The organism is Microbulbifer sp. MKSA007 (assembly GCA_032615215.1).
GTDB lineage: Bacteria > Pseudomonadota > Gammaproteobacteria > Pseudomonadales > Cellvibrionaceae > Microbulbifer.
Window position 1 is genome coordinate 3,459,420 of the sequence record CP128433.1, and the last position, 17,804, is coordinate 3,477,223.

25 protein-coding genes and 3 tRNA genes are annotated in these 17,804 nt (G+C 49.2%); 12 read left to right on the forward strand and 16 right to left on the reverse strand.

Annotated elements, in window-relative coordinates:
• Window positions 1-99: 99 nt before the first annotated feature.
• From QT397_18220 to QT397_18260, 9 genes are all read right to left on the reverse strand, one after another.
• The gene (locus QT397_18220; GenBank protein ID WNZ54801.1) at window positions 100-993 is read right to left on the reverse strand and encodes a hypothetical protein; all 894 of its coding nucleotides are present in this window, start codon (window positions 991-993) and stop codon (window positions 100-102) included.
• 96 nt (window positions 994-1,089) lie between these two features.
• Complete coding sequence (locus QT397_18225) at window positions 1,090-2,316, reverse strand: DUF4263 domain-containing protein (GenBank protein WNZ54802.1); 1,227 nt, start codon at window positions 2,314-2,316, stop codon at window positions 1,090-1,092.
• A 1-nt stretch (window position 2,317) separates the two neighbouring features.
• Complete coding sequence (locus QT397_18230; protein WNZ54803.1) at window positions 2,318-2,947, reverse strand: hypothetical protein; 630 nt, start codon at window positions 2,945-2,947, stop codon at window positions 2,318-2,320.
• A gap of 290 nt (window positions 2,948-3,237) precedes the next feature.
• Window positions 3,238-3,570: a hypothetical protein gene (locus QT397_18235; protein WNZ54804.1), complete on the reverse strand. Its 333-nt coding sequence runs from the start codon at window positions 3,568-3,570 to the stop codon at window positions 3,238-3,240.
• A 109-nt stretch (window positions 3,571-3,679) separates the two neighbouring features.
• Window positions 3,680-3,925, reverse strand: coding sequence for a hypothetical protein (locus QT397_18240; GenBank protein ID WNZ54805.1), 246 nt, complete (start codon window positions 3,923-3,925; stop codon window positions 3,680-3,682).
• Between the two features lie 27 nt (window positions 3,926-3,952).
• Window positions 3,953-4,666 carry a helix-turn-helix domain-containing protein gene (locus QT397_18245; protein WNZ54806.1) on the reverse strand — a complete coding sequence of 238 codons (714 nt, stop codon included), beginning with the start codon at window positions 4,664-4,666 and terminating at the stop codon, window positions 3,953-3,955.
• Between the two features lie 2 nt (window positions 4,667-4,668).
• A complete protein-coding gene (locus tag QT397_18250; GenBank protein ID WNZ54807.1) occupies window positions 4,669-4,878 on the reverse strand; it encodes a hypothetical protein in 210 nt (69 codons plus the stop codon).
• 80 nt (window positions 4,879-4,958) lie between these two features.
• Window positions 4,959-5,171: a hypothetical protein gene (locus tag QT397_18255; GenBank protein WNZ54808.1), complete on the reverse strand. Its 213-nt coding sequence runs from the start codon at window positions 5,169-5,171 to the stop codon at window positions 4,959-4,961.
• 62 nt (window positions 5,172-5,233) lie between these two features.
• A complete protein-coding gene (locus tag QT397_18260) occupies window positions 5,234-5,509 on the reverse strand; it encodes a hypothetical protein (GenBank protein ID WNZ54809.1) in 276 nt (91 codons plus the stop codon).
• A 134-nt stretch (window positions 5,510-5,643) separates the two neighbouring features.
• On the opposite strand from QT397_18260, the gene QT397_18265 reads away from it, so the two are divergent.
• From QT397_18265 to QT397_18305, 9 genes are all read left to right on the forward strand, one after another.
• Window positions 5,644-6,096 carry a hypothetical protein gene (locus tag QT397_18265; protein ID WNZ54810.1) on the forward strand — a complete coding sequence of 151 codons (453 nt, stop codon included), beginning with the start codon at window positions 5,644-5,646 and terminating at the stop codon, window positions 6,094-6,096.
• 314 nt (window positions 6,097-6,410) lie between these two features.
• On the forward strand, window positions 6,411-6,806 hold the full coding sequence (locus QT397_18270; GenBank protein ID WNZ54811.1) for a hypothetical protein: 396 nt from the start codon (window positions 6,411-6,413) through the stop codon (window positions 6,804-6,806).
• A 33-nt stretch (window positions 6,807-6,839) separates the two neighbouring features.
• Window positions 6,840-7,451: an ERF family protein gene (locus QT397_18275; protein WNZ54812.1), complete on the forward strand. Its 612-nt coding sequence runs from the start codon at window positions 6,840-6,842 to the stop codon at window positions 7,449-7,451.
• Between the two features lie 121 nt (window positions 7,452-7,572).
• Window positions 7,573-8,217 carry a YqaJ viral recombinase family protein gene (locus QT397_18280; protein ID WNZ54813.1) on the forward strand — a complete coding sequence of 215 codons (645 nt, stop codon included), beginning with the start codon at window positions 7,573-7,575 and terminating at the stop codon, window positions 8,215-8,217.
• A gap of 13 nt (window positions 8,218-8,230) precedes the next feature.
• Complete coding sequence (locus QT397_18285; protein ID WNZ54814.1) at window positions 8,231-8,914, forward strand: hypothetical protein; 684 nt, start codon at window positions 8,231-8,233, stop codon at window positions 8,912-8,914.
• Between the two features lie 91 nt (window positions 8,915-9,005).
• Window positions 9,006-9,410 carry a hypothetical protein gene (locus QT397_18290; protein WNZ54815.1) on the forward strand — a complete coding sequence of 135 codons (405 nt, stop codon included), beginning with the start codon at window positions 9,006-9,008 and terminating at the stop codon, window positions 9,408-9,410.
• Window positions 9,403-10,179, forward strand: a complete 777-nt coding sequence (locus tag QT397_18295) for a hypothetical protein (GenBank protein WNZ54816.1) — start codon at window positions 9,403-9,405, stop codon at window positions 10,177-10,179. The genes QT397_18290 and QT397_18295 overlap by 8 nt, the downstream gene beginning before the upstream one ends.
• On the forward strand, window positions 10,176-10,421 hold the full coding sequence (locus QT397_18300) for a hypothetical protein (GenBank protein WNZ54817.1): 246 nt from the start codon (window positions 10,176-10,178) through the stop codon (window positions 10,419-10,421). Before QT397_18295 ends, QT397_18300 begins: the two co-directional genes overlap by 4 nt.
• On the forward strand, window positions 10,414-11,469 hold the full coding sequence (locus QT397_18305; protein WNZ54818.1) for a tyrosine-type recombinase/integrase: 1,056 nt from the start codon (window positions 10,414-10,416) through the stop codon (window positions 11,467-11,469). Before QT397_18300 ends, QT397_18305 begins: the two co-directional genes overlap by 8 nt.
• 131 nt (window positions 11,470-11,600) lie before the next feature.
• On the opposite strand, the gene QT397_18310 is transcribed toward QT397_18305, so the two are convergent.
• The 3 genes from QT397_18310 to QT397_18320 form a co-directional block, all read right to left on the reverse strand.
• Window positions 11,601-11,676 (reverse strand) — tRNA-His (locus QT397_18310).
• 115 nt (window positions 11,677-11,791) lie between these two features.
• Window positions 11,792-11,868: transfer RNA gene (locus QT397_18315), tRNA-Arg, on the reverse strand.
• Between the two features lie 18 nt (window positions 11,869-11,886).
• A tRNA-Pro gene (locus tag QT397_18320) sits at window positions 11,887-11,963 on the reverse strand.
• Between the two features lie 340 nt (window positions 11,964-12,303).
• Here QT397_18320 and folD point away from each other — a divergent pair.
• Genes folD through QT397_18335 form a run of 3 tightly spaced genes read left to right on the forward strand, consistent with a single transcriptional unit; the run spans window position 12,304 to window position 14,871 of the window.
• Window positions 12,304-13,149 (forward strand): bifunctional methylenetetrahydrofolate dehydrogenase/methenyltetrahydrofolate cyclohydrolase FolD, encoded by an 846-nt coding sequence (gene folD / locus QT397_18325; GenBank protein WNZ54819.1) that lies wholly within the window; start codon window positions 12,304-12,306, stop codon window positions 13,147-13,149.
• On the forward strand, window positions 13,142-13,846 hold the full coding sequence (gene rsuA / locus QT397_18330; GenBank protein ID WNZ54820.1) for a 16S rRNA pseudouridine(516) synthase RsuA: 705 nt from the start codon (window positions 13,142-13,144) through the stop codon (window positions 13,844-13,846). The genes folD and rsuA overlap by 8 nt, the downstream gene beginning before the upstream one ends.
• A gap of 8 nt (window positions 13,847-13,854) precedes the next feature.
• Window positions 13,855-14,871: a methyltransferase gene (locus QT397_18335; protein ID WNZ54821.1), complete on the forward strand. Its 1,017-nt coding sequence runs from the start codon at window positions 13,855-13,857 to the stop codon at window positions 14,869-14,871.
• Between the two features lie 49 nt (window positions 14,872-14,920).
• On the opposite strand, the gene QT397_18340 is transcribed toward QT397_18335, so the two are convergent.
• The 4 genes from QT397_18340 to QT397_18355 all read right to left on the reverse strand — a co-directional run bounded on the left by QT397_18340 (window position 14,921) and on the right by QT397_18355 (window position 17,315).
• On the reverse strand, window positions 14,921-15,376 hold the full coding sequence (locus tag QT397_18340; protein ID WNZ54822.1) for a hypothetical protein: 456 nt from the start codon (window positions 15,374-15,376) through the stop codon (window positions 14,921-14,923).
• 126 nt (window positions 15,377-15,502) lie between these two features.
• Window positions 15,503-16,249, reverse strand: a complete 747-nt coding sequence (locus QT397_18345) for a methyltransferase domain-containing protein (protein ID WNZ54823.1) — start codon at window positions 16,247-16,249, stop codon at window positions 15,503-15,505.
• A complete protein-coding gene (locus tag QT397_18350) occupies window positions 16,249-16,722 on the reverse strand; it encodes a GAF domain-containing protein (GenBank protein ID WNZ54824.1) in 474 nt (157 codons plus the stop codon). The genes QT397_18345 and QT397_18350 overlap by 1 nt, the downstream gene beginning before the upstream one ends.
• A 131-nt stretch (window positions 16,723-16,853) precedes the next feature.
• Complete coding sequence (locus QT397_18355) at window positions 16,854-17,315, reverse strand: hypothetical protein (protein ID WNZ54825.1); 462 nt, start codon at window positions 17,313-17,315, stop codon at window positions 16,854-16,856.
• Window positions 17,316-17,804: the final 489 nt, after the last annotated feature.

The following is a 17,804-nucleotide window of genomic DNA, read 5'->3' on the forward strand; positions in this document are numbered from 1 at the left end:
ACACCGCCAAATCAACACCTAGATTAGCTAGCGCCTGAATAACACCCTCTTTTACTTCTTTCTTTTTCTCAACCAGATCAACTGGAAGTGACTTGCAAATTAGATAGTATAAAATACCAAAATCATGGTTTTTAAGACCCTTCCTAACACGATCTCCAAAAGAGTGCCCCGGGGAATACCAAAAATTTCCTCTACATTAACAGCATCAAGCACCTGAACAAACAATGAAAGAGGGAAGTTAAGCACCACGCGAACTACCACAGACACCAGCCGAAAAGCTGTATATATATCTGAACATTGCAAATGATTTGCTAATATATGAACACAAACCGTATATTCAGTAACATGATGGTTATACAAAAAGGAAAGAGACTTTTCCTGAAGCCTATGCATCTCTACTACTTTTGCATCTGCATCCAGGCTATTAACTATCCCAAGCTCTGTTAGTAGCTCCTGACTCATTGCCGAAGCCTCTAGCAAAGACACCATCGATAAAGGTGAACGAGCTAAAGGCTGACCATAACCATTCTTAAACCAAGAAAACAAAACTGGTTTATCGGAAACCTTACCTCTCTGATCAAACTGGCTCCCAATCGAGATGTCAAATGTCCATGGTCTAGAAGAATCAGCCCCCGACTGAATCAAAGTATAATAGTCGGGTAAGCGTAGCGACTTTACATGATCCAGAAATTCTTTTGCCCAATAAAAATCAACTTCCTCTCCTCCAAGTTTATTATTCGACAAATACCCCTTATTCATTTTCACCAAATGCCTAAGCCCCCATAAAGAAGAGGTGGCATCTAAGAAATGTGTGTATTCATGCACTGCTAAAGGGACCACCTTTAGCTGCATACTGAACTCACCATTTTTCAAGATCTCAAAATCTTGAGGAGTTATGTTATTAAGACATACAGAATTCGTAAAAAAATCAAAACTTCCAAGCACGTCCAACTCTAGCAAACGTCCGAAAGGATCTACATCCCTTTTCAACATCTCAACACCCTCACCCTCACCCTCACCCTCACCCTCTCTTAGAATCAAAAACAACCAACAAGAAATCTTGGATCAACTCAGACCAAGAAACAAAAATTAGCTACTCGCTTTTACAGAACCTGCCCAGTTAGATACCATAAACCGAAGCCTTTCAAGAAGGTCGTCATATGTAACAATATCAACCACATTTTTATACTTTCTTTTCACCACCTCAAAGTCTTGTCTTTGCTCCTGACTAAGACCCTCACTACGCCCCATAACAATTATACCACTTGGATTGGTTATTTTTATTTTGAAATCTTTCGGAAGAGAGTCTTTATATTTCTTTGTCAGCACTTGCTCACCCTTCAAACCAGACTTATTGAGGTAAAAAATGTACTTTTCAACCTGCATTATTGTTCCAGATAAATCTCTCATAGGAATATGATTTTTCCTATAAGTTCTACTTGTAACAATACTCTTACCAAAAGGCTTCTTTATCTCCACAATATCCACGTTTCCGCTAGCATCCACCAACAAATAATCAACCATTCTCTTTGAACCCTGCAAATCATAAATTGGTGCCTCTCTAAAAATATGAATATATTTAGGGTTCAGTAGGAGCAACACCTGCAACAACTCTTTCTGCCATTGGCTCTCAGTATATGAAATCTCATCATCAAGCATTGAATGCAACTTCTTGTGAATAGCCTTATACTTTTCCGCCTCCATACGAGAAAAGCTACTCACCAAGTCAACCCCCACCTTCCCAGGTTTACCGTTTAAATACTTTTGATAAGCCACTTCAAAATCTTCCTGCGTCTCCACATATGAAGACAGCACACCGTCTATTCGCGCAGACACGTATTTCTTTAATTCATAGGTGTTTGGGAATTTTTGTAGTAATTCCTGGAAGACAATAGAGGGGATTGCTCGCTCGTCATTACCACCGACATAAACTACCCCAGATGAAATATCATCAATTTTTCGAAAAATAGAGACATTTTTCTCCGCAACAAACGTCTTTCGATTTAACCTGATTGACTTATGAATATAAAGATCTTCTTTAAGAGATAAAATTCTCTTTGGATATCGATAATACTCCCCCTCCAAAGTGGCCAATAAAAAATCCACCGAGCCATCAAGGTAGTCAGCTTCTTCACCCTCCCCCCAATCACCATATTTTTTCGAGCTAGGGACTATATCTTTAAGGGTGAACTTGAAAATTTTGCTTATAGTGACCTCACCCTTTTCTTTAAGCTTGGTTTTCACCCACAAAGGATCACCACTCTCCTCAAAATATGAGAGTATTAACAAGTTATCTACCATTTCAAATCTAATCAAATCAAAACCGTCCTAAAAAATATTCCATCCCCATGAGTGCGCGTCTAGGCAGCGGGTCAAGCAGTCTCTCCATTCGAATCCAAACTCTACGCCAATCCTGATTCCATCCACATATATCGCAACCTAACAGCTGCCGCGCTTGACGAAGATCAACTCTCCTACCCGTTACATCACGTAAAGCAAAAGAATGAATACAAAATAAGGCCAACTGCCCAGCTTTCAATGGATCATGAGGCTCTCCCCAGCTATAAAACCGCTTCATCATGTAATTCAGAAGATAAGCCCGCTCCTTATACCGGTTTCCCGGCGGCGCATATGCAGCCATCCCCCAACAGTAAGCCAACTCATCAGTTTCTCTCAGCTTTGCAATAGCATGCTGCACCAACCCCTTTTCACAAGCATCCATTATTCGCCCGCTACTACCCTTCCCCACTCTAGTTTCAGCTGCATAAACAGTCTGACCTGCCAAACGAGCAGTAACTTTTCCATCCTCATTCCGAATTTCATCGATGTAATGCTTAGGGCCTCGGCTCCGTACCGTCTGCCCGCCCAGCATTGCCGCATAATCAGATTGCTGAGTGGCTGTATCGAACGCATCATGCCAAGCCTGTCGAGCTGAGTGAAAATTCATTGATTCACCTTGAAGATTTTCTGGAATATCTTTGATGTGGGCTCTCTATCTCGATACCTCACCTTGCCTGTGTCTTGCCAGCGTAGGTAATCACTGCAAGCGAGCTCCTCTACTGCACACCTGTCCCTTTGCTTACACGCATCGCACGGAGATGGCTCAAACAAGGCGCTTTGCTGGTTACGAGTTAATTCTGTATTTCTCCAGCTAGGCATTGGTTACTCCTTTATCAATCCCTTTTCCCGCATCTTGCTTTGTGTTTCGTATAGCGCTCTTAACTTGCTGCGCTACACTTACCGCATATTCATTTCAGCTCTGGCGTTCGCCTGCTTGGTGCGCCAAGTTTCCACCTTCATCTCGGTGACCTTTATTCCCATACGTAACTTGAGGGCTACTTCTGTTGCGTATCTCAAGCCCTCTAGCAGCTCCACATACTCGGGGTGGGCGTAGGCTTCACGCTCTTGGGCTGCAGCAGAGAGGCCGGGTTTCGCACGCTCAGCATCCTTCATCAGTAGGGCCTTCTTGGACTTACGGAATTCTGATAGGTAAACCCGTTCAGCTTCTGCTTGGGCATACTGGGCAGTTTTTTGTCGTAATTCTTCAAACGTCTTCTCTTGCTGGTCCATAAATCCCCCTACTCCAACCCAATCAAAAACCAAACACCTGAGCCAACCGCCACTACCCACAGAGAGAATTCCAAATAAAGAACTGTTTTGGTTGGGGCTGGCTCATTCATCACGCGACTTCTCGCATACTCTCTGAGTAGTCACGAAGCCGCTGACGGGCCTCGCTCAAGCTCTCCCTGTGGAAGCTGCCAAGGTAGTTGATATCGCCCCACTCGATGCGCTGCTGGGTGCGGATGGTGCTTGCAAACATCACATCTACTTGGTCGTCTCGCTTGGTGCGGAATACTGCTAGCGGACTACAGGGCTCAGTGGTTGAAATCCGTTGAAGGGCTTCTGGAATGGTGGCTACGGTCATGGGTATCACTCCCTGATGGTTCTAGGTTTACCAGTTGGTGTCGGTGAGTATTTCGGTCACGGACCGGTCTCGGGTCCGCCCCTGGTGCATGGATTGGGCGTGAGGCTGCTGCCCTTGCCCCTCGTGATTTAGCAACCACTGGAACTGAAACCCTCGCCAACCTCGCTCACAGCAAATGGCAAGACAGTGGTCAACGCTGTAGCCGTGTTGGCTGGCTAGGTGAAACTGCTTAGCAATCTGGTTGACAGCGGTTTGAGTGAGCGGCGCCTTGCGAACTTTTTTCCAGTCCTCCAGAACTTCCTTCCCAGGCTCAGTTGGCCAAGATGAAAAATCTAATCCCCTATTAATATTTTTAGGTTCTTTTAGATTCTTTTTAGATTCGTGGTCCGTTTTTGGTACTGGTCCAGTCCCGTTTTCGGTACTGGTTGTGTCCGTTTTTGGGCCTGGTCCGTTTTTGGGACTAGTACCGTTTTTGGTACTGGTGATTTGGCCAAAATTCAAAGTGAATTGATTGCTGGAGCCGCTCGATTTGACCCGAATAATTAGGCTAGATTCTTCCAACTGCTCCATTGCAGAAATTACGGTTTTGCGGTTGAGGCCAGTAGCTTGAGCAATGTACGCAATGGATGGATTGCACTGCCCGTTTGCCTCATTGTGGCAATTGGCAAGAGATAGCAGCACTAACTTGTGCGTAGACTTCACGCCCTGCTGCCATGCCCAGAAAGTGGCCTCAGCGCTCACGGCTAACTCTCCTTCACTTCAATAAAGTCAGAGGGAGTCTCTGAGACTCTCTGAGGATTAAAAACCGAGTCGACAACATCACCACACAACTGAGCCATCTGCTGGCGCCGACTTTCGTCTACTTGTAATTCACTGTAATTTTTCGGCAGCTGGGCAGGAATTGTTTTACGCAGCTCATTTTGAGTTAGCGCATTAGAAGTTTTATTAGACATACAATGCCCCTTTCTTTTGCTCTTGATGTGTGAACCGTTTTATTTTTTATGCACTTCTACAGCAGGGAATTTAGATCTTTCTAAAACGCGCGGACCTTAGAGAGGACCGCCATACTCGTAAGGGCTTCTTTTAAATCTGCCTGAGTCTGAGCAACGTAGACAGGCAAACATGCTTCAACCATGATTCGTAAAAGCTGCTCATGGCCGATACCCAGTTCCGTCGCCCTGGATTTAAGTTGATCAAAGTCCGACTGCTTAATTCTCAAGTTGCATTTTCTTAAGCTGGTCTCCATTGCTATTTCCTGAACCATCCTTGAGTTAAAGTTGTTTTCAGCTCTTCGGCTGATATTTAGATTTATTGCAAATAGCAATAATCAGCACCATCTTGCTCGGTCAGCTCACCATCACTGACCTGGACAATTACCTTCGTAAGGTGCGGCCTAGCCTTTCTACGCCCGCTCGCCACCTGATGCAGATATGAAGCCGCGCAAGGTTCTCCTGCCTCAGTGCACAGGTGTGCCAACTGCTTCCGCTTGCGGTACCAGTAATCCCTCACATAAGAGGCAAGGCGGCTTTCCGCTCGCGCTTTTTGTATGTGTGTGTGCTTGTCCATACCCACAGAGTATGTCATAGAGACCAACTTTTTCAATACGAGACTAACTTGAAGGACATGAAAACTGTGCCAAAGTTACATAATTGGCTAACTTGTCGAGACTGCAAGATGGGTAGAATTGGGCTCAAAGCACGAACACAGTCGTAGACCGCATGGATATAAAGACAATAAGGCGAGAGAACGCCCGGCGTATCGCCAAAGAGGTTGGCGGTGCAGCTGAGCTGGCTCGCAAGCTGGATATGCCCAACTCTGGAATATCACAGATAATCGGTAAAAACCCCCGACGTAACATCGGAGACTCGATCGCCCGACGAATTGAGGATGCCGGAGGATATCGCCACGGCTGGCTGGACTCTTACCATGACGATGAGCAGGCTGAAGCTACTCGCACGCCGGGTGGAGTAAATGTCGAACTCCTGGTTGATGCTCTCGTCCAGAGTCAGAAGGAGATGAAACTCCTATCACTAAACCTCAGTGAAGATGAACGCATGGAGCTTTTGGCTAAGACCGCAGCTGCGGTTTACGCTTACACGGAATCCACAGGGGGCACCACTCTCGTCGATCCAAGCTATGCCCTCAGACTTCTGCTACCAAAAGAACCATAATCTGTGATTAAGGCCGGCGGCCCACCGATAGTAATCCCCCCACAAGGGCCGCCAACTCATACCGACCCCAGCACCACCAAAGCTGGAACCCTTGCATTCAACACTCCACTTCTCTCTGCAATCACGTCACCTAGCCCCTAAAGCTGAATGCAGCCTGCCCCGACAAATCGGGCAAGCAATTAAACGCCGCTCAGGAAAAGTGTGGTTCATCTGACAAACTAACTGCCACCTAAATCAACACAAGTTAATCTTCTAGACTTTACAAAGTTAGTCATTTTGCTTAACCTGCTTTTAACAACTTAGGGAGAACCCCCATGTTAGGAAGCAGCTCAACCGCCCCGACCGAAAACGCTCTCAACGCCTACGAGATTCACCAAGACTCTCTGCCGGACGAAACCGCAAGCGAAGCAGAAAGGATTCTGGCGGGCATCGCCGATTACTTCATCAATCGAATCTTTCTCGGTAGTCACCGCCTCAACCGGTCTGAGGCTGATTATTACGGGCGCTTTCTCGAAATCGCAATGGAAGAAGTTAAAGAAATTAGCGAGGACGCCCTCAGCGAATTCCTGGCCCTCAGCAAAAAAGACGAGTGCCAAGCAGGAAAAATCAGTTCCGATTTTGCTGATAAATGCGCAAAGCAAGTTGCAAAAGAATTCCGCGAGGAACTAGAGCCCCTAGCAATTGAATATGGATATGTCCAAGCGGCTTGAGGCTTAGCCACTTTTAATTACGGGAATTCGAAAATGTCTGAATCAAGTCAAGTAATGGTACAGCCGGCAACTCAGCCAGCTCCTGCTCAGCCAGCTTCTGAAGCTACACAAATGCTCGCTGTTATTGAGCGTGTAGCAGCAAACCCAGAAGCAGATATCGACAAGTTGGAACGCCTTCTGGATATGCAGGAGCGGGTTATGAACCGCAATGCAGAGCAAGCATTTAATGCTGCACTTGCGCAGATGCAAAACGAATTGCCAACAGTTGCCGAAACTGCTGAGGGGCACAATGGCAAATACGCTCCTCTAGAAAAAATTAATGAGACCGTGCGGCCTGCCCTTCAAAAACATGGTTTCGCTGTAACTTTTCGCACCAAGCAGCAAAACAACGCAGTGGAAATAATAGCGGTTCTTTCTCATAGAGAAGGCCACCACGAGGAAACATCTCTAATTCTCCCGCTCGATACAAGCGGCAAGAAAAATACAGTACAAGCCATTGGTTCAACAGTTAGCTATGGAAAGCGTTATGCGCTATGCGCCCTGTTGAATATTAGCACTGGCGAAGACACGGACGGAGCGCCCCCGCAAACGCCAACAGCGTATCCCCCCAGCAAATCCAACAGCTTCGCAACGCAATGCGAGTAGCCGGAATTTCAGAACAACAGTTCTGCACTTCCGCAGGCGTAGCCAGCATCAACCAACTACATGCGGACAGATACAACCGCGCAATGAACCATCTTCAAAACCGAGCGCAAGGAGTGCAGCAATGATTACCTGCAAGGTCGAACAGGGCTCTGAGGAGTGGCACCGCGAGCGTGCCGGGGCCATCACCGCGAGCAACTTCTCTGAGGTCCGCAAGCGCTTAAAGAGCGGCAAAAACAAAGGTGATTTCACCGTCGCTGCTCACGACTATGCCTTTCGTCTAGCTGTAGAGCGTATCAGTGGTGAACCCTTGGATGGAGGTTTTCAGACCTGGGCAATGAAACGCGGCAACGAGTTAGAGCCAGAAGCGCGTGCAGCCCACGAAGACAAAATCGATATGTTTATCGAGCAGACCGGGCTGGTGCTAACTGATGACCGCAAGTTTGGAGCCAGCGCAGACGGCTTAATTGGTGAGGATGGCGGCAGCGAATATAAGTGCCTAGTTTCACCTGAGCGCCTTAGAACCATCCTGCTTGATGAAAATCTCGACGAATTCAAAGACCAGATTCAAGGCTGTATGTGGTTGACCGGACGCAAGTGGTGGCACTTTGTTTTGTACTGCCCTGCCCTGGAAAAAATCGGAAAAGCTCTAACAGTTCGAAAAATGGAGCGTGACGATAACTACATCAACGAGCTGGAAATGGATTTATTGAAGTTCGACAAATTGGTTGAGGAGTATCGCAGCAACCTAACTAAAAAGGCCGCTTAGAAAGGATAGAAAAATGGAACTACAGAAACTCGTCACTGACAGTCTTGGCAAATACATTGATAGTGGAAAGCTAGAGGAATCAATCGATTCAAAAGTTGAAGCAACCATTGTTGGAATTCTGGATTCAGTACTTAGAGAGTACAGCGATTTTGGACAGTCTTTAAAAAAGGCTATTGAAGATAAAATCTCTACCTGTACAAACCAAATAACCCTGCCCGAGTACAACAAATATATTACCGACATGATCGGTGAGCTGTACATCAAAGCTCTCCATGAGCAAGCAGGCGCACATTTAAAACCACTACTTGATAAGGCTCTAAAACCTGTTCCATCCGTAATGACATCTAAAGAGTTCTTGGAGCTCATTAAAAAGGAATGGCAAGAGGAGCACCTTCATAATGGGCATGAAGAAATAATACTGGAGTGGGAGCGATCCGAATATTTCACATATGTAAAAATCCTCCATGGTGAATATTCATTCAATAATATTGAGATTTCACTTTATAAAGATCGCGATGAAGAGCATCACTACATCTCGATTATCCGAGAGGATGGCAAAAACTTTAGAAGAGGAGTGCAGGCCCACACAGTTAATTACGGGCTTCCCGGTGAACTTTTCAAGCTGTATGCCCGCAGAACAATGATAACGGACCTAGAAGAGATCTACGACGAGTCTATTTATCTTGATTGCGATTAGCGGAAGCTAAACCTGCACCACAGATACGTTAGCGCGTGAGGCTTGCGCCGCTGGTACGGGGCGCTTTTTAGGTTATGGCGAGGGATATGCAATGGGACACCCAATATACAAAGACCTCCTGGAACAGTTGAGAGAAAAGGCTAAAGAGATAGCTGGAACCAGCGAAGGGTTCACCTTCTACGACCCGGAATTTAATGAATTCCTGCACTGGATGTTTTCGCAGTTTCAGGCAGTTGTTGATTCAGGGGAGCCCAGTCCAGCCGGCAGCGTAAATGAGTTTTTAAGTAAAGTAGGCGATCTGAGGGATAAATACCCTTGCTTATGGGTGGACATCCATAAAACCAACACTACGGGCTGGGTCGCAGCCCTACATGATAATTTCATGTCCACTAACGTATTAGCCTACGGACGAAACGTTACAGCCGAGCTGGCATGTAAGGATGCACTGGAGAGCATGGATAAGAACCCTCTAGCTGTGGAGGCCACCAATGACTAATTCTGCCGCGAAAGAGCGTCCAATCTTATTTAATGGGGATATGGTCCGTGCAATTCTGGATGGCCGCAAAACCCAAACGCGCAGGCTGATAAAACCGCAGCCATTTAATGGCGCAAGCGATGAAGAGGCCATCAAACAAATTGGTGGCTTGCCTCCCGGCCGCTCCTTATATCAGGAGGTCAATAGTGCCTGGCAAAGTGGGTTTGTAGATATTAATTGCCCCTGCGGGGAACCCGGTGACCGCCTATGGGTGCGTGAAACTTGGTGGCAAGCAGGAGATTGGGTTACTGCATATCCTGAGGATGATGAAAGTCACTGGGCCGGAAGCAATAGAATTCATTTTGCTGCTGATGGTAATCCACCCAATGAACCCAATTATCATCATCCAGATGGACTCCAGAATGGCTCTTTTGCTGCGGCACATCCGCATAGAGTTTGGAGAAAGCGCCCTTCAATCCACATGCCCCGCTGGGCCAGCCGTATCACCCTAGAAATTGCGGCTATTCGAATCCAGCGTATTCAAGATATCAGCGAGGAGGATGCAAAAGCCGAAGGTCTGCGCTGGCATAGCTTCTACCGGGAGTGGGGCGGTGTCGAATTACACCCCGATTCTCGGCCGGACCTGCCGCTGTGGCGCTGGTATGACAATCCCGTCGAAGCATTTAAAAACCTGTGGGAATCCATCAGCGGCGCCGGCAGCTGGGACCAAACCCCCTGGGTATGGGTTATTGAATTCCGCAGAATTAATCAGGCAGAGGTAGCAGCATGAGCAAGCTACTCACAAAAAATGAAATTGGCCGCCTAACTGGTGTTGGTGCCGAGAATGCCGAAGAGCAAAAGCGAGTCCTAGATAAAAATCGCATCCCCTATGTAATCAAGAAAGACCGCTCTCCTGCCCTAACCTGGGAAATGGTCAATCAAGCTAAACTCATGCAAATAAACAACTCAAGCTCCAATGGGCAAACACCTCAAATACCCGCCGGAATAAACATGAGCGCCATCAATGGCTAGACCAAGAAACCCCAAGAACGCCTGGATGCCACGCTGGGTAGAAGTTTACCCGCGTGGCTATCGGGTAAAAATACGAGGGCAAGGTGCTTGGCACCTGTGCGACCCTGACGCTACTCGCGCCGAAGTGTGGACCGCCTACGAATTATGGGAAAGCGGCCAACACGGTAAAACCTTTACTATCGCTGACCTGATAGAGCTGTATCTAGCCTCTCCTCAATACACCAAAGAAATTAAACCTCAAACGCAAAAAGACTATCTGCGATACGCAAAGAAAATTGAGGCCGTCTTTGGTCAAGCAGTGCCGGACTCCATCACATCACCTGTGATTCAAATGTATATGGATGCACGCGGGCAGCAATACCCTACAGCTGCAAACAGGGAGCGCACATTTCTCAGTATTATTTTTCGCTGGGGAAAGGCTCGCGGGTTCGTATCAATCGAAGACCCAGCCAGGGCGGTCAAGCCAATCAAGGAAAAGCAGGCTGGGCGGTATGTCGAAGATTCCGAATATTTAGCTTTCTATAACTGGTTAGAGTCCAAGGGGCATACTGCTCACGCAGCTGCAATGGAGATTGCCTATCTCTGTGCCGCTCGCCAGCAAGATGTTCTCGCATTAAAGCGGCAGGATATTACCGAAGAAGGTTTATTGATTTGCCAACAGAAGACCGGCAAGAAACAACTGAAGCTCTGGACGGACCGATTACACGACGCGGTTGAGCTGGCACTTAAAAGCAACACCACCTCTAGGTCACAAAGCATGTATCTGATTCGCGGCCGAACTGGGCAGCGCTTCACCCGAGACGGATTCAACACCACCTGGAGCAGAGAACAAAGAGCTGCCAATGAGGCCGGCGCCCTTCCCGCTCGCTTCCGGTTTCATGATTTAAAGATTAAGGGCATCTCAGATTTCGAAGGCGACAAGCAGGAGTTCAGCGGGCACAAGACTCGCAGCATGATGGAGCGCTACAACCACACCGCCGATAAAGTGGTTTCTCTTAACAAGGCGAGGATTAAAGGGAAGGAAGGCACGCCAAAGGACACTGGATAAATGTCCAATCCGAGGAGCTGGAAAAATCGATTGTGGTAAAAATTACCCCCTCGAATTACCCCTCAAAGGCCCAAAACTAAAAAACCCCGCACTCGGCGGGGTTTTAAGTCCTTGATAAACAAGGAAGAATCTGGGGTGGCCGACGGGGATCGAACCCGCGACCTCAGGAGCCACAATCCTGTGCTCTACCAACTGAGCTACGGCCACCATAAAAGTGATATACTTCAGCACCTTGTGGCAGTACTGATTACCGGATACCTCTTGCAGCCAATCTGACTTCAGACTAAGTCCTTTTTGCCAAACCAGCACCATCTTATAAAGATGGCACGCCCGGCAGGACTCGAACCTGCGACCATCCGCTTAGAAGGCGGATGCTCTATCCAGCTGAGCTACGGGCGCAAGGTGAACCCGGAAAATTGGTCGGGGCAGAGGGATTCGAACCCCCGACATCCTGCTCCCAAAGCAGGCGCGCTACCAGACTGCGCTATGCCCCGTTTTTCCAATCATTCGCACCTCTTTGACCCTGTTAACCGCCCCGTAGGTGGTTGTGTAAGTCGCTGTAGCTGCGAAGTGCGTGCATAGTAATGATACCCCCGGCCCATGTCAACGCTTCTAAGCTATTATTTTTAAAGAAGTTTATCCTTTTGCCTATCTGGGCCCAGAAGTGGCGAAATTATTTCCAACCTGTGCGAAAATGGCGCACTTCGCGAATCCGACCGGATAAAAAGTAAGCGTTTTTAAAAATCGCCGGCTTCCGCCCTTCTATATAAAGTAGGTGCTGAAGCAGATTCCGGTCTATTAGCCATCGATTTTTTACTGTTAGAGATAGTATCTATGTCTGCACTGGTTCTGGACGGCAAGGCCCTGGCACAGAAAACTGAAGAGGAACTCTCGGCTCGGGTAGCCGTACTAAAGGAAAAGAGTGGTGGCCAAACGCCAATCCTGGCGACCATTCTAGTAGGTGATGACCCCGCCTCTGCCACTTACGTAAAGATGAAGGGCAATGCCTGCCGCCGAATCGGCATGGACTCCCTCCAGGTGGAACTGCCCTCCTCCACCACCACTGAGCAGCTGCTCGCCAAGATCGAAGAACTCAACACCAACCCCAACGTCCACGGCATTCTGCTCCAGCACCCGGTACCGGCGCAGATCGATGAGCGCGCTTGTTTTGATGCGATCAGCCTGGAGAAAGATGTAGACGGTGTAACCTGCCTGGGCTTTGGCCGTATGGCAATGGGTGAAGAGGCCTATGGCTGCGCGACTCCTAAAGGAATTATGCGCCTGCTGGAAGCCTACAATATTGAACTGGAAGGCAAGCACGCCGTGGTTGTGGGTCGCAGCCCCATTTTAGGTAAGCCGATGGCGGCCATGTTGTTGAATGCCAATGCCACCGTGACTATCTGCCACTCCCGCACCCAAGACCTGGCCGAACATATCCGCCGCGCCGATATCGTAGTGGGCGCCGTGGGCAAGCCTGAGTTTATCAAGGCCGAGTGGATTAAGGATGGCGCGGTGGTTGTGGATGCCGGTTACCACCCCGGCGGTGTCGGCGATGTCGAGCTGGGCCCACTGACCGAACGCGCTGCAGCTTACACCCCGGTACCCGGTGGCGTTGGTCCCATGACCATCAATACCCTGATCTATCAATCTGTCGATTCCGGTGAACGTAAAATTGGCTAACCTGATTCGTCTGGATAAAGCGGTCAGCCAGGTCACCGACCTCTCCCGCACTGATGTAAAGCGCGCCGCCTGGGCGGGGCGCATTACCGTTAATGGTGAGGTGATCACCAATGCGGCCACCAAAATACAAGTCAGTGATGAGTTGTGCCTGGATGATGAGCCCCTGCACGAACCGGGGCCCCGCTACATTATGTTGAACAAGCCCCTGGGCTATGTCAGTGCCACCAAAGATGGCGAGCACCCCACGGTGCTGGACCTGATTGATGAGCCTAACAAGGAAAAGTTGCATATTGCCGGGCGCCTGGATATTGATACCACCGGCCTGGTGCTGCTTACCGATGACGGCCAGTGGTCCCACAAGGTGACCTCCCCCAACCATCATTGCGACAAGACCTACTACGCTCTGTTGGCCGAGAAAATTGAGGAAGATGCCGTGGCCAAGCTTGCCAAGGGTGTCTGGCTCAATAACGAAAAGAAGAGAACCAAGCCCGCCAAGCTGGAGATCCTCTTTGCCAACGAAGTGCGCATCACCATCGGTGAAGGGCGCTATCATCAGGTGAAGCGTATGTTTGCAGCCCTGGGCAACAAGGTATTGGAGTTGCACCGGGAAAAGATCGGCGAAATCATCTTGGATGAAGAACTTCAGGAAGGTGATTACCGCCTCCTGACCCCTGAAGAAATTGCCTCTATCAATTAAAAAAAGATATGTCAGCCCTTCTACATCAGGAACTTATCCAGGCCCCAGAGGAAACCCTGTGGATCGCCGATGAAAACAGCAAGCCCCTCTTACACCAGGAGGGGTTTCATTTTGCCGGGGATTTAATCAGTAACCGCTGGGATATTGCCGAACTCGCCGAAAATACGGTGAAGCGGAGCTTCTTCAACGATTTCCATTTTGAAGAACTGGACCGCAAATACCGCCGTATTGTCTACGCCGTTTCGAAAGAGAAGGCCGTAGTTCACCATATTATTGATTGTGCACCCCACTTCCTCGGTGAAGGTGGCGAATTGATTCTGCTGGGTGAAAAGCAAAGCGGAATCAAAAGCTACGCCGCCAAAGTGGCCGAGCGCCTGGGCACTGCCAAGCACCTGCAAAAAAACGGCAACGACTACCTGAGCAGTAATGTTGTCGCTCACGAGGACACCGGCAATCCAATCAGTGAGCTTAAGTACGCCCAGTTACAAAAGCTGCCCGAGCTTGGCGACCTCTACTCCAAGCCGGGATTGTTCGGCTGGAACAAAGTCGATAAAGGCAGTGCCCTACTCGCCCAGCAATTAACCACTGAGTTGCCACAGGACGGTTCTCGTATTGTTGATCTCGGTTGTGGTTATGGCTACCTGAGTATGCAATTAGCCGCTTTGGGTAAATATCATTTTACCGCTACGGATAATAACGCCGCTGCTCTATTGGCCTGCCGCAAGAATTTTACCGAACAGGGAATCGAAGGCATCGTTGTGCCCTCTGATGCAGGCTCTGAACTGGAGAGTGAAATCGCCGATCTGGTGCTGTGCAACCCACCTTTCCACCAGGGCTTTCAGGTGGAGGGGGATTTGACCGATCGCTTTCTGCAACAGAGTGCGCGGATTCTCAAAGATTCCGGCGCTGCAATTTTTGTGGTGAATGAATTTATTCCCCTGGCGAAAAAAGGGCCCCGCTATTTTTCCCAGGTGGATTTGATCACTAAAGAGCAAGGATTTTGCGTATACCGACTGCGCCCCTAAGAGCTAGGGGCGCGGGCCGGCAGCAGTCGCCTGGAAACTGAATTAAAGGCTAGTAATCGCGCAGATTAAACAAGTTCATCGACAGCGTATGCTCTTCCAACTCTTCGAGTTGTCGCAATCGTTCGAATGCATCTCGTGCCGATGGGGTTTCAGCGCCCTGGGCTAGATCCCGATATTGATCGGCCAGGTAGATCTCGATATCCATGGCCAACTTGGCAATCTGCTCCAAGTCTTCAATATCAATGCCGCGCAAGCGCTGCAAAAATTCTTTCTCTCGCCCTTCCGGGGCAAATTGCACCCAGGTATGCAGGGCTCCAGGGGGCAGGTCTGCATGGAAGTTTTCCAGTGAGTGCTTCATGGAATCTTCCCGTCGTCGCAGCTGATCCAGCAGCAACTCGACCCGTTCATTGGTGGCAAGCTGCTCATACTCTTCGTATTGCAGCGCCAACTTGGCATGAAAATCCCTTCCTTCCTGAATCACTTCCTCAACAGTTTTGTACCGCATCAATCGATCCCGGCAGAACACTTCGCTCACCTTGAGTATAGTCACGAGGTGACAAAGGGCGCCAATGAATATCACTATTAAAGTGACAGGGATTTTAGGAGCCGGCCTCTGTGGGGGCTGTCGAGATTAGCGAAGCTGGCTCATGCGGAAATCCAGGCGCCGATTGGGGTTGGCGGGATTGATCTTTTCTGGGGCCCTGGCCGCCAGCTCACCTTTGCGCAGAGTTCTTCTGCTCACTGCCAGGATATGATTCTCATACTGGGGCATATAGGCCATCCAGGCACCGCCGAGTCGCTCACGCATAGCTTTATCGCGCCAAGCACTGTTCTGTAGCTCGGGCCTATCCCCGAAGTTGCTGACCAGCACGCCATCTTTATGAAGCAGGCGCATCAGACTGGAGCACCAGGACTTATCGGCGGGTACCGCTCGCTGCACTACGCCGTCGCAGTGCCCAAATAAGTCGTCGATCACCAGGTCGAAAGTGCTGTGAGAGGGTCGCTTCAAGTGGTCGCGTACAAAGTCACAGGCATCAGCACACACCAGCTCGACATCACGCACGCCAAAGAAGCGACGGGCAATATCCAGGTGCACCGGGTCCAAATCTACGCCGACAATACGCTTAGCGGAGGTGAACGCCTGCAAAAGGCGAATCAGGGCACCACCACCGACGCCGAGTACCAATACCGAATTCAAGCGCTCTTCAGGGAGGAAAAATGCCGGTAGCAGCAATAACTCCCAAAGGGAGCCTTTGAGCGGATCGCGGGGATTCCACTGAGAGTGGAAAACCCCGTTGCTGTAGAGGCGCACACTGGCGCCATGGTTGCGCACCTGGTAACAGGTGTCGTCAACCTGCTTTTGCCAAAGCAGCGCCATCAGCTCGCCGGGAGGTCTGAGGACTTGAGCAATACCCGGGCAAATTCCTGTAGGCCCGCCAGGTCTTCCTCGCTAAAGCGCGCCACACTGGGGCTATCGATATCCAGCACTCCCAGGCAACGACCCGCTTCGTCATAGAGCGGCACCACCACCTCTGAAGCCGACACGGCATCGCAGGCGATATGGCCGGGGAACTGATGCACATCCTCTACCAATTGGGATTCACCGGTCGAAACAGCAGTACCGCAAACACCGGCGCCCACTGGAATCCGGGTACAGGCAGGCTTGCCCTGGAAGGACCCCAAACGCAATTCATCACCGTAGAGGAAATAGAAACCGGCCCAGTTGATATCTTCCAACTCCATAAACAACAGCGCACTGGCATTGGCGGTGTTGGCCAGCCAGTCTCGCTCTCCAGAAAGCAATCCTTCCAGCTGCCCATTTAAGGTGGTGTAAAACTTGTTCAGCGACATACCTAACGCCCCTCGCCCACTTATAATTTCAAATCGTGTCAGCTAAAACTGGCAAACCCGCAAAACAGTATCCTGCGGGAGGCAGGTATTTTGCGGGCTTTGGCGAGGGAATCAATATGCTGCGTGCAAAATTACTGGTAGGGATCGACCACTGCGGGTTCTTCACCGGTCTCACCGCGATACTCATCGGCATCTACAGTTGGGCGAGACCACTCACTTTCATCATTGTTGCTACGAGTGTTCGACTGGATAGCCGGCGGCGCGCTGGTAACGTCTGATTGCATCAGGTTGCGCGACTTTTCGAAGCGGTCTTCCACTTTTGGCTTGGGCGCAACTTGTGCGGGATTGCCGCTACCTTCACGGCGAATACGGTTGGCCATAGCACTGAGATTAGGGCGGCGGCGTTCCGCAAGCTTCACGGTTTCCAACTCACTGTTCAGGCGGTTGATCTCCGCCTGTAAATCACCCATCTGCGCCTGAAGTTCAGTAATCTGGGTCAACACACCTTTTACTTTACGGCTTTCCTTTTCGTACATCACGGCGGCGCCGCCAAAGGCCAACGCAAAAATGACCAGGATGGAAAACTGACGCATAGCAAACTCCGGAAACTGCACTTGTTATTCTGAGGGGCATTTTTACAGCATATTTTTTCTATCTTCCGAGAAATTGCGCATAAAAAACAAGTTCAAACGCCTACTGACGCCTTGAAAGTCACCATTCCATAAAAACAAACAATTAAAATTTATCGAATAGCGACAAATTTAGACGGGTGTCCCTACCTCTCTCTAAACTCCCACAATAACTGACAAACTTGGCGATAGTGGAGATGAAGGCTAGCTACCCCCAAAACCATACCAGATTGAAATCCCAACAGGCAGGTCTATCCAGCCCGAGCGATTGAGCAACGGCTCAGTCATTCCAATAATAGGTCCACCTCAAACTAAGGATCCTATATTTTGTCACGACCCTTATAGCGCTGAGCTCGTTCACTAGCTGGCGCTGCATAGCAAATAAGCAGTTCAACCCACAAGGGCCAAGCAAATTGATAGATCCATGCGGACTGAGAAGCATGAAAAATAACC

Bases quoted from the DNA above. Each gene is read 5' to 3' on its own strand.
- QT397_18220 (WNZ54801.1), bottom strand. From the start codon at position 993: ATGTTGAAAAGGGATGTAGATCCTTTCGGACGTTTGCTAGAGTTGGAC.
- QT397_18230 (WNZ54803.1), bottom strand. From the start codon at position 2,947: ATGAATTTTCACTCAGCTCGACAGGCTTGGCATGATGCGTTCGATACA.
- QT397_18235 (WNZ54804.1), bottom strand. From the start codon at position 3,570: ATGGACCAGCAAGAGAAGACGTTTGAAGAATTACGACAAAAAACTGCC.
- QT397_18240 (WNZ54805.1), bottom strand. From the start codon at position 3,925: ATGACCGTAGCCACCATTCCAGAAGCCCTTCAACGGATTTCAACCACT.
- QT397_18250 (WNZ54807.1), bottom strand. From the start codon at position 4,878: ATGTCTAATAAAACTTCTAATGCGCTAACTCAAAATGAGCTGCGTAAA.
- QT397_18255 (WNZ54808.1), bottom strand. From the start codon at position 5,171: ATGGAGACCAGCTTAAGAAAATGCAACTTGAGAATTAAGCAGTCGGAC.
- QT397_18260 (WNZ54809.1), bottom strand. From the start codon at position 5,509: ATGACATACTCTGTGGGTATGGACAAGCACACACACATACAAAAAGCG.
- QT397_18265 (WNZ54810.1), top strand. From the start codon at position 5,644: ATGGATATAAAGACAATAAGGCGAGAGAACGCCCGGCGTATCGCCAAA.
- QT397_18270 (WNZ54811.1), top strand. From the start codon at position 6,411: ATGTTAGGAAGCAGCTCAACCGCCCCGACCGAAAACGCTCTCAACGCC.
- QT397_18275 (WNZ54812.1), top strand. From the start codon at position 6,840: ATGTCTGAATCAAGTCAAGTAATGGTACAGCCGGCAACTCAGCCAGCT.
- QT397_18280 (WNZ54813.1), top strand. From the start codon at position 7,573: ATGATTACCTGCAAGGTCGAACAGGGCTCTGAGGAGTGGCACCGCGAG.
- QT397_18285 (WNZ54814.1), top strand. From the start codon at position 8,231: ATGGAACTACAGAAACTCGTCACTGACAGTCTTGGCAAATACATTGAT.
- QT397_18290 (WNZ54815.1), top strand. From the start codon at position 9,006: ATGGGACACCCAATATACAAAGACCTCCTGGAACAGTTGAGAGAAAAG.
- QT397_18295 (WNZ54816.1), top strand. From the start codon at position 9,403: ATGACTAATTCTGCCGCGAAAGAGCGTCCAATCTTATTTAATGGGGAT.
- QT397_18300 (WNZ54817.1), top strand. From the start codon at position 10,176: ATGAGCAAGCTACTCACAAAAAATGAAATTGGCCGCCTAACTGGTGTT.
- QT397_18305 (WNZ54818.1), top strand. From the start codon at position 10,414: ATGGCTAGACCAAGAAACCCCAAGAACGCCTGGATGCCACGCTGGGTA.
- folD (WNZ54819.1), top strand. From the start codon at position 12,304: ATGTCTGCACTGGTTCTGGACGGCAAGGCCCTGGCACAGAAAACTGAA.
- QT397_18335 (WNZ54821.1), top strand. From the start codon at position 13,855: ATGTCAGCCCTTCTACATCAGGAACTTATCCAGGCCCCAGAGGAAACC.
- QT397_18340 (WNZ54822.1), bottom strand. From the start codon at position 15,376: ATGCGGTACAAAACTGTTGAGGAAGTGATTCAGGAAGGAAGGGATTTT.
- QT397_18345 (WNZ54823.1), bottom strand. From the start codon at position 16,249: ATGGCGCTGCTTTGGCAAAAGCAGGTTGACGACACCTGTTACCAGGTG.
- QT397_18350 (WNZ54824.1), bottom strand. From the start codon at position 16,722: ATGTCGCTGAACAAGTTTTACACCACCTTAAATGGGCAGCTGGAAGGA.
- QT397_18355 (WNZ54825.1), bottom strand. From the start codon at position 17,315: ATGCGTCAGTTTTCCATCCTGGTCATTTTTGCGTTGGCCTTTGGCGGC.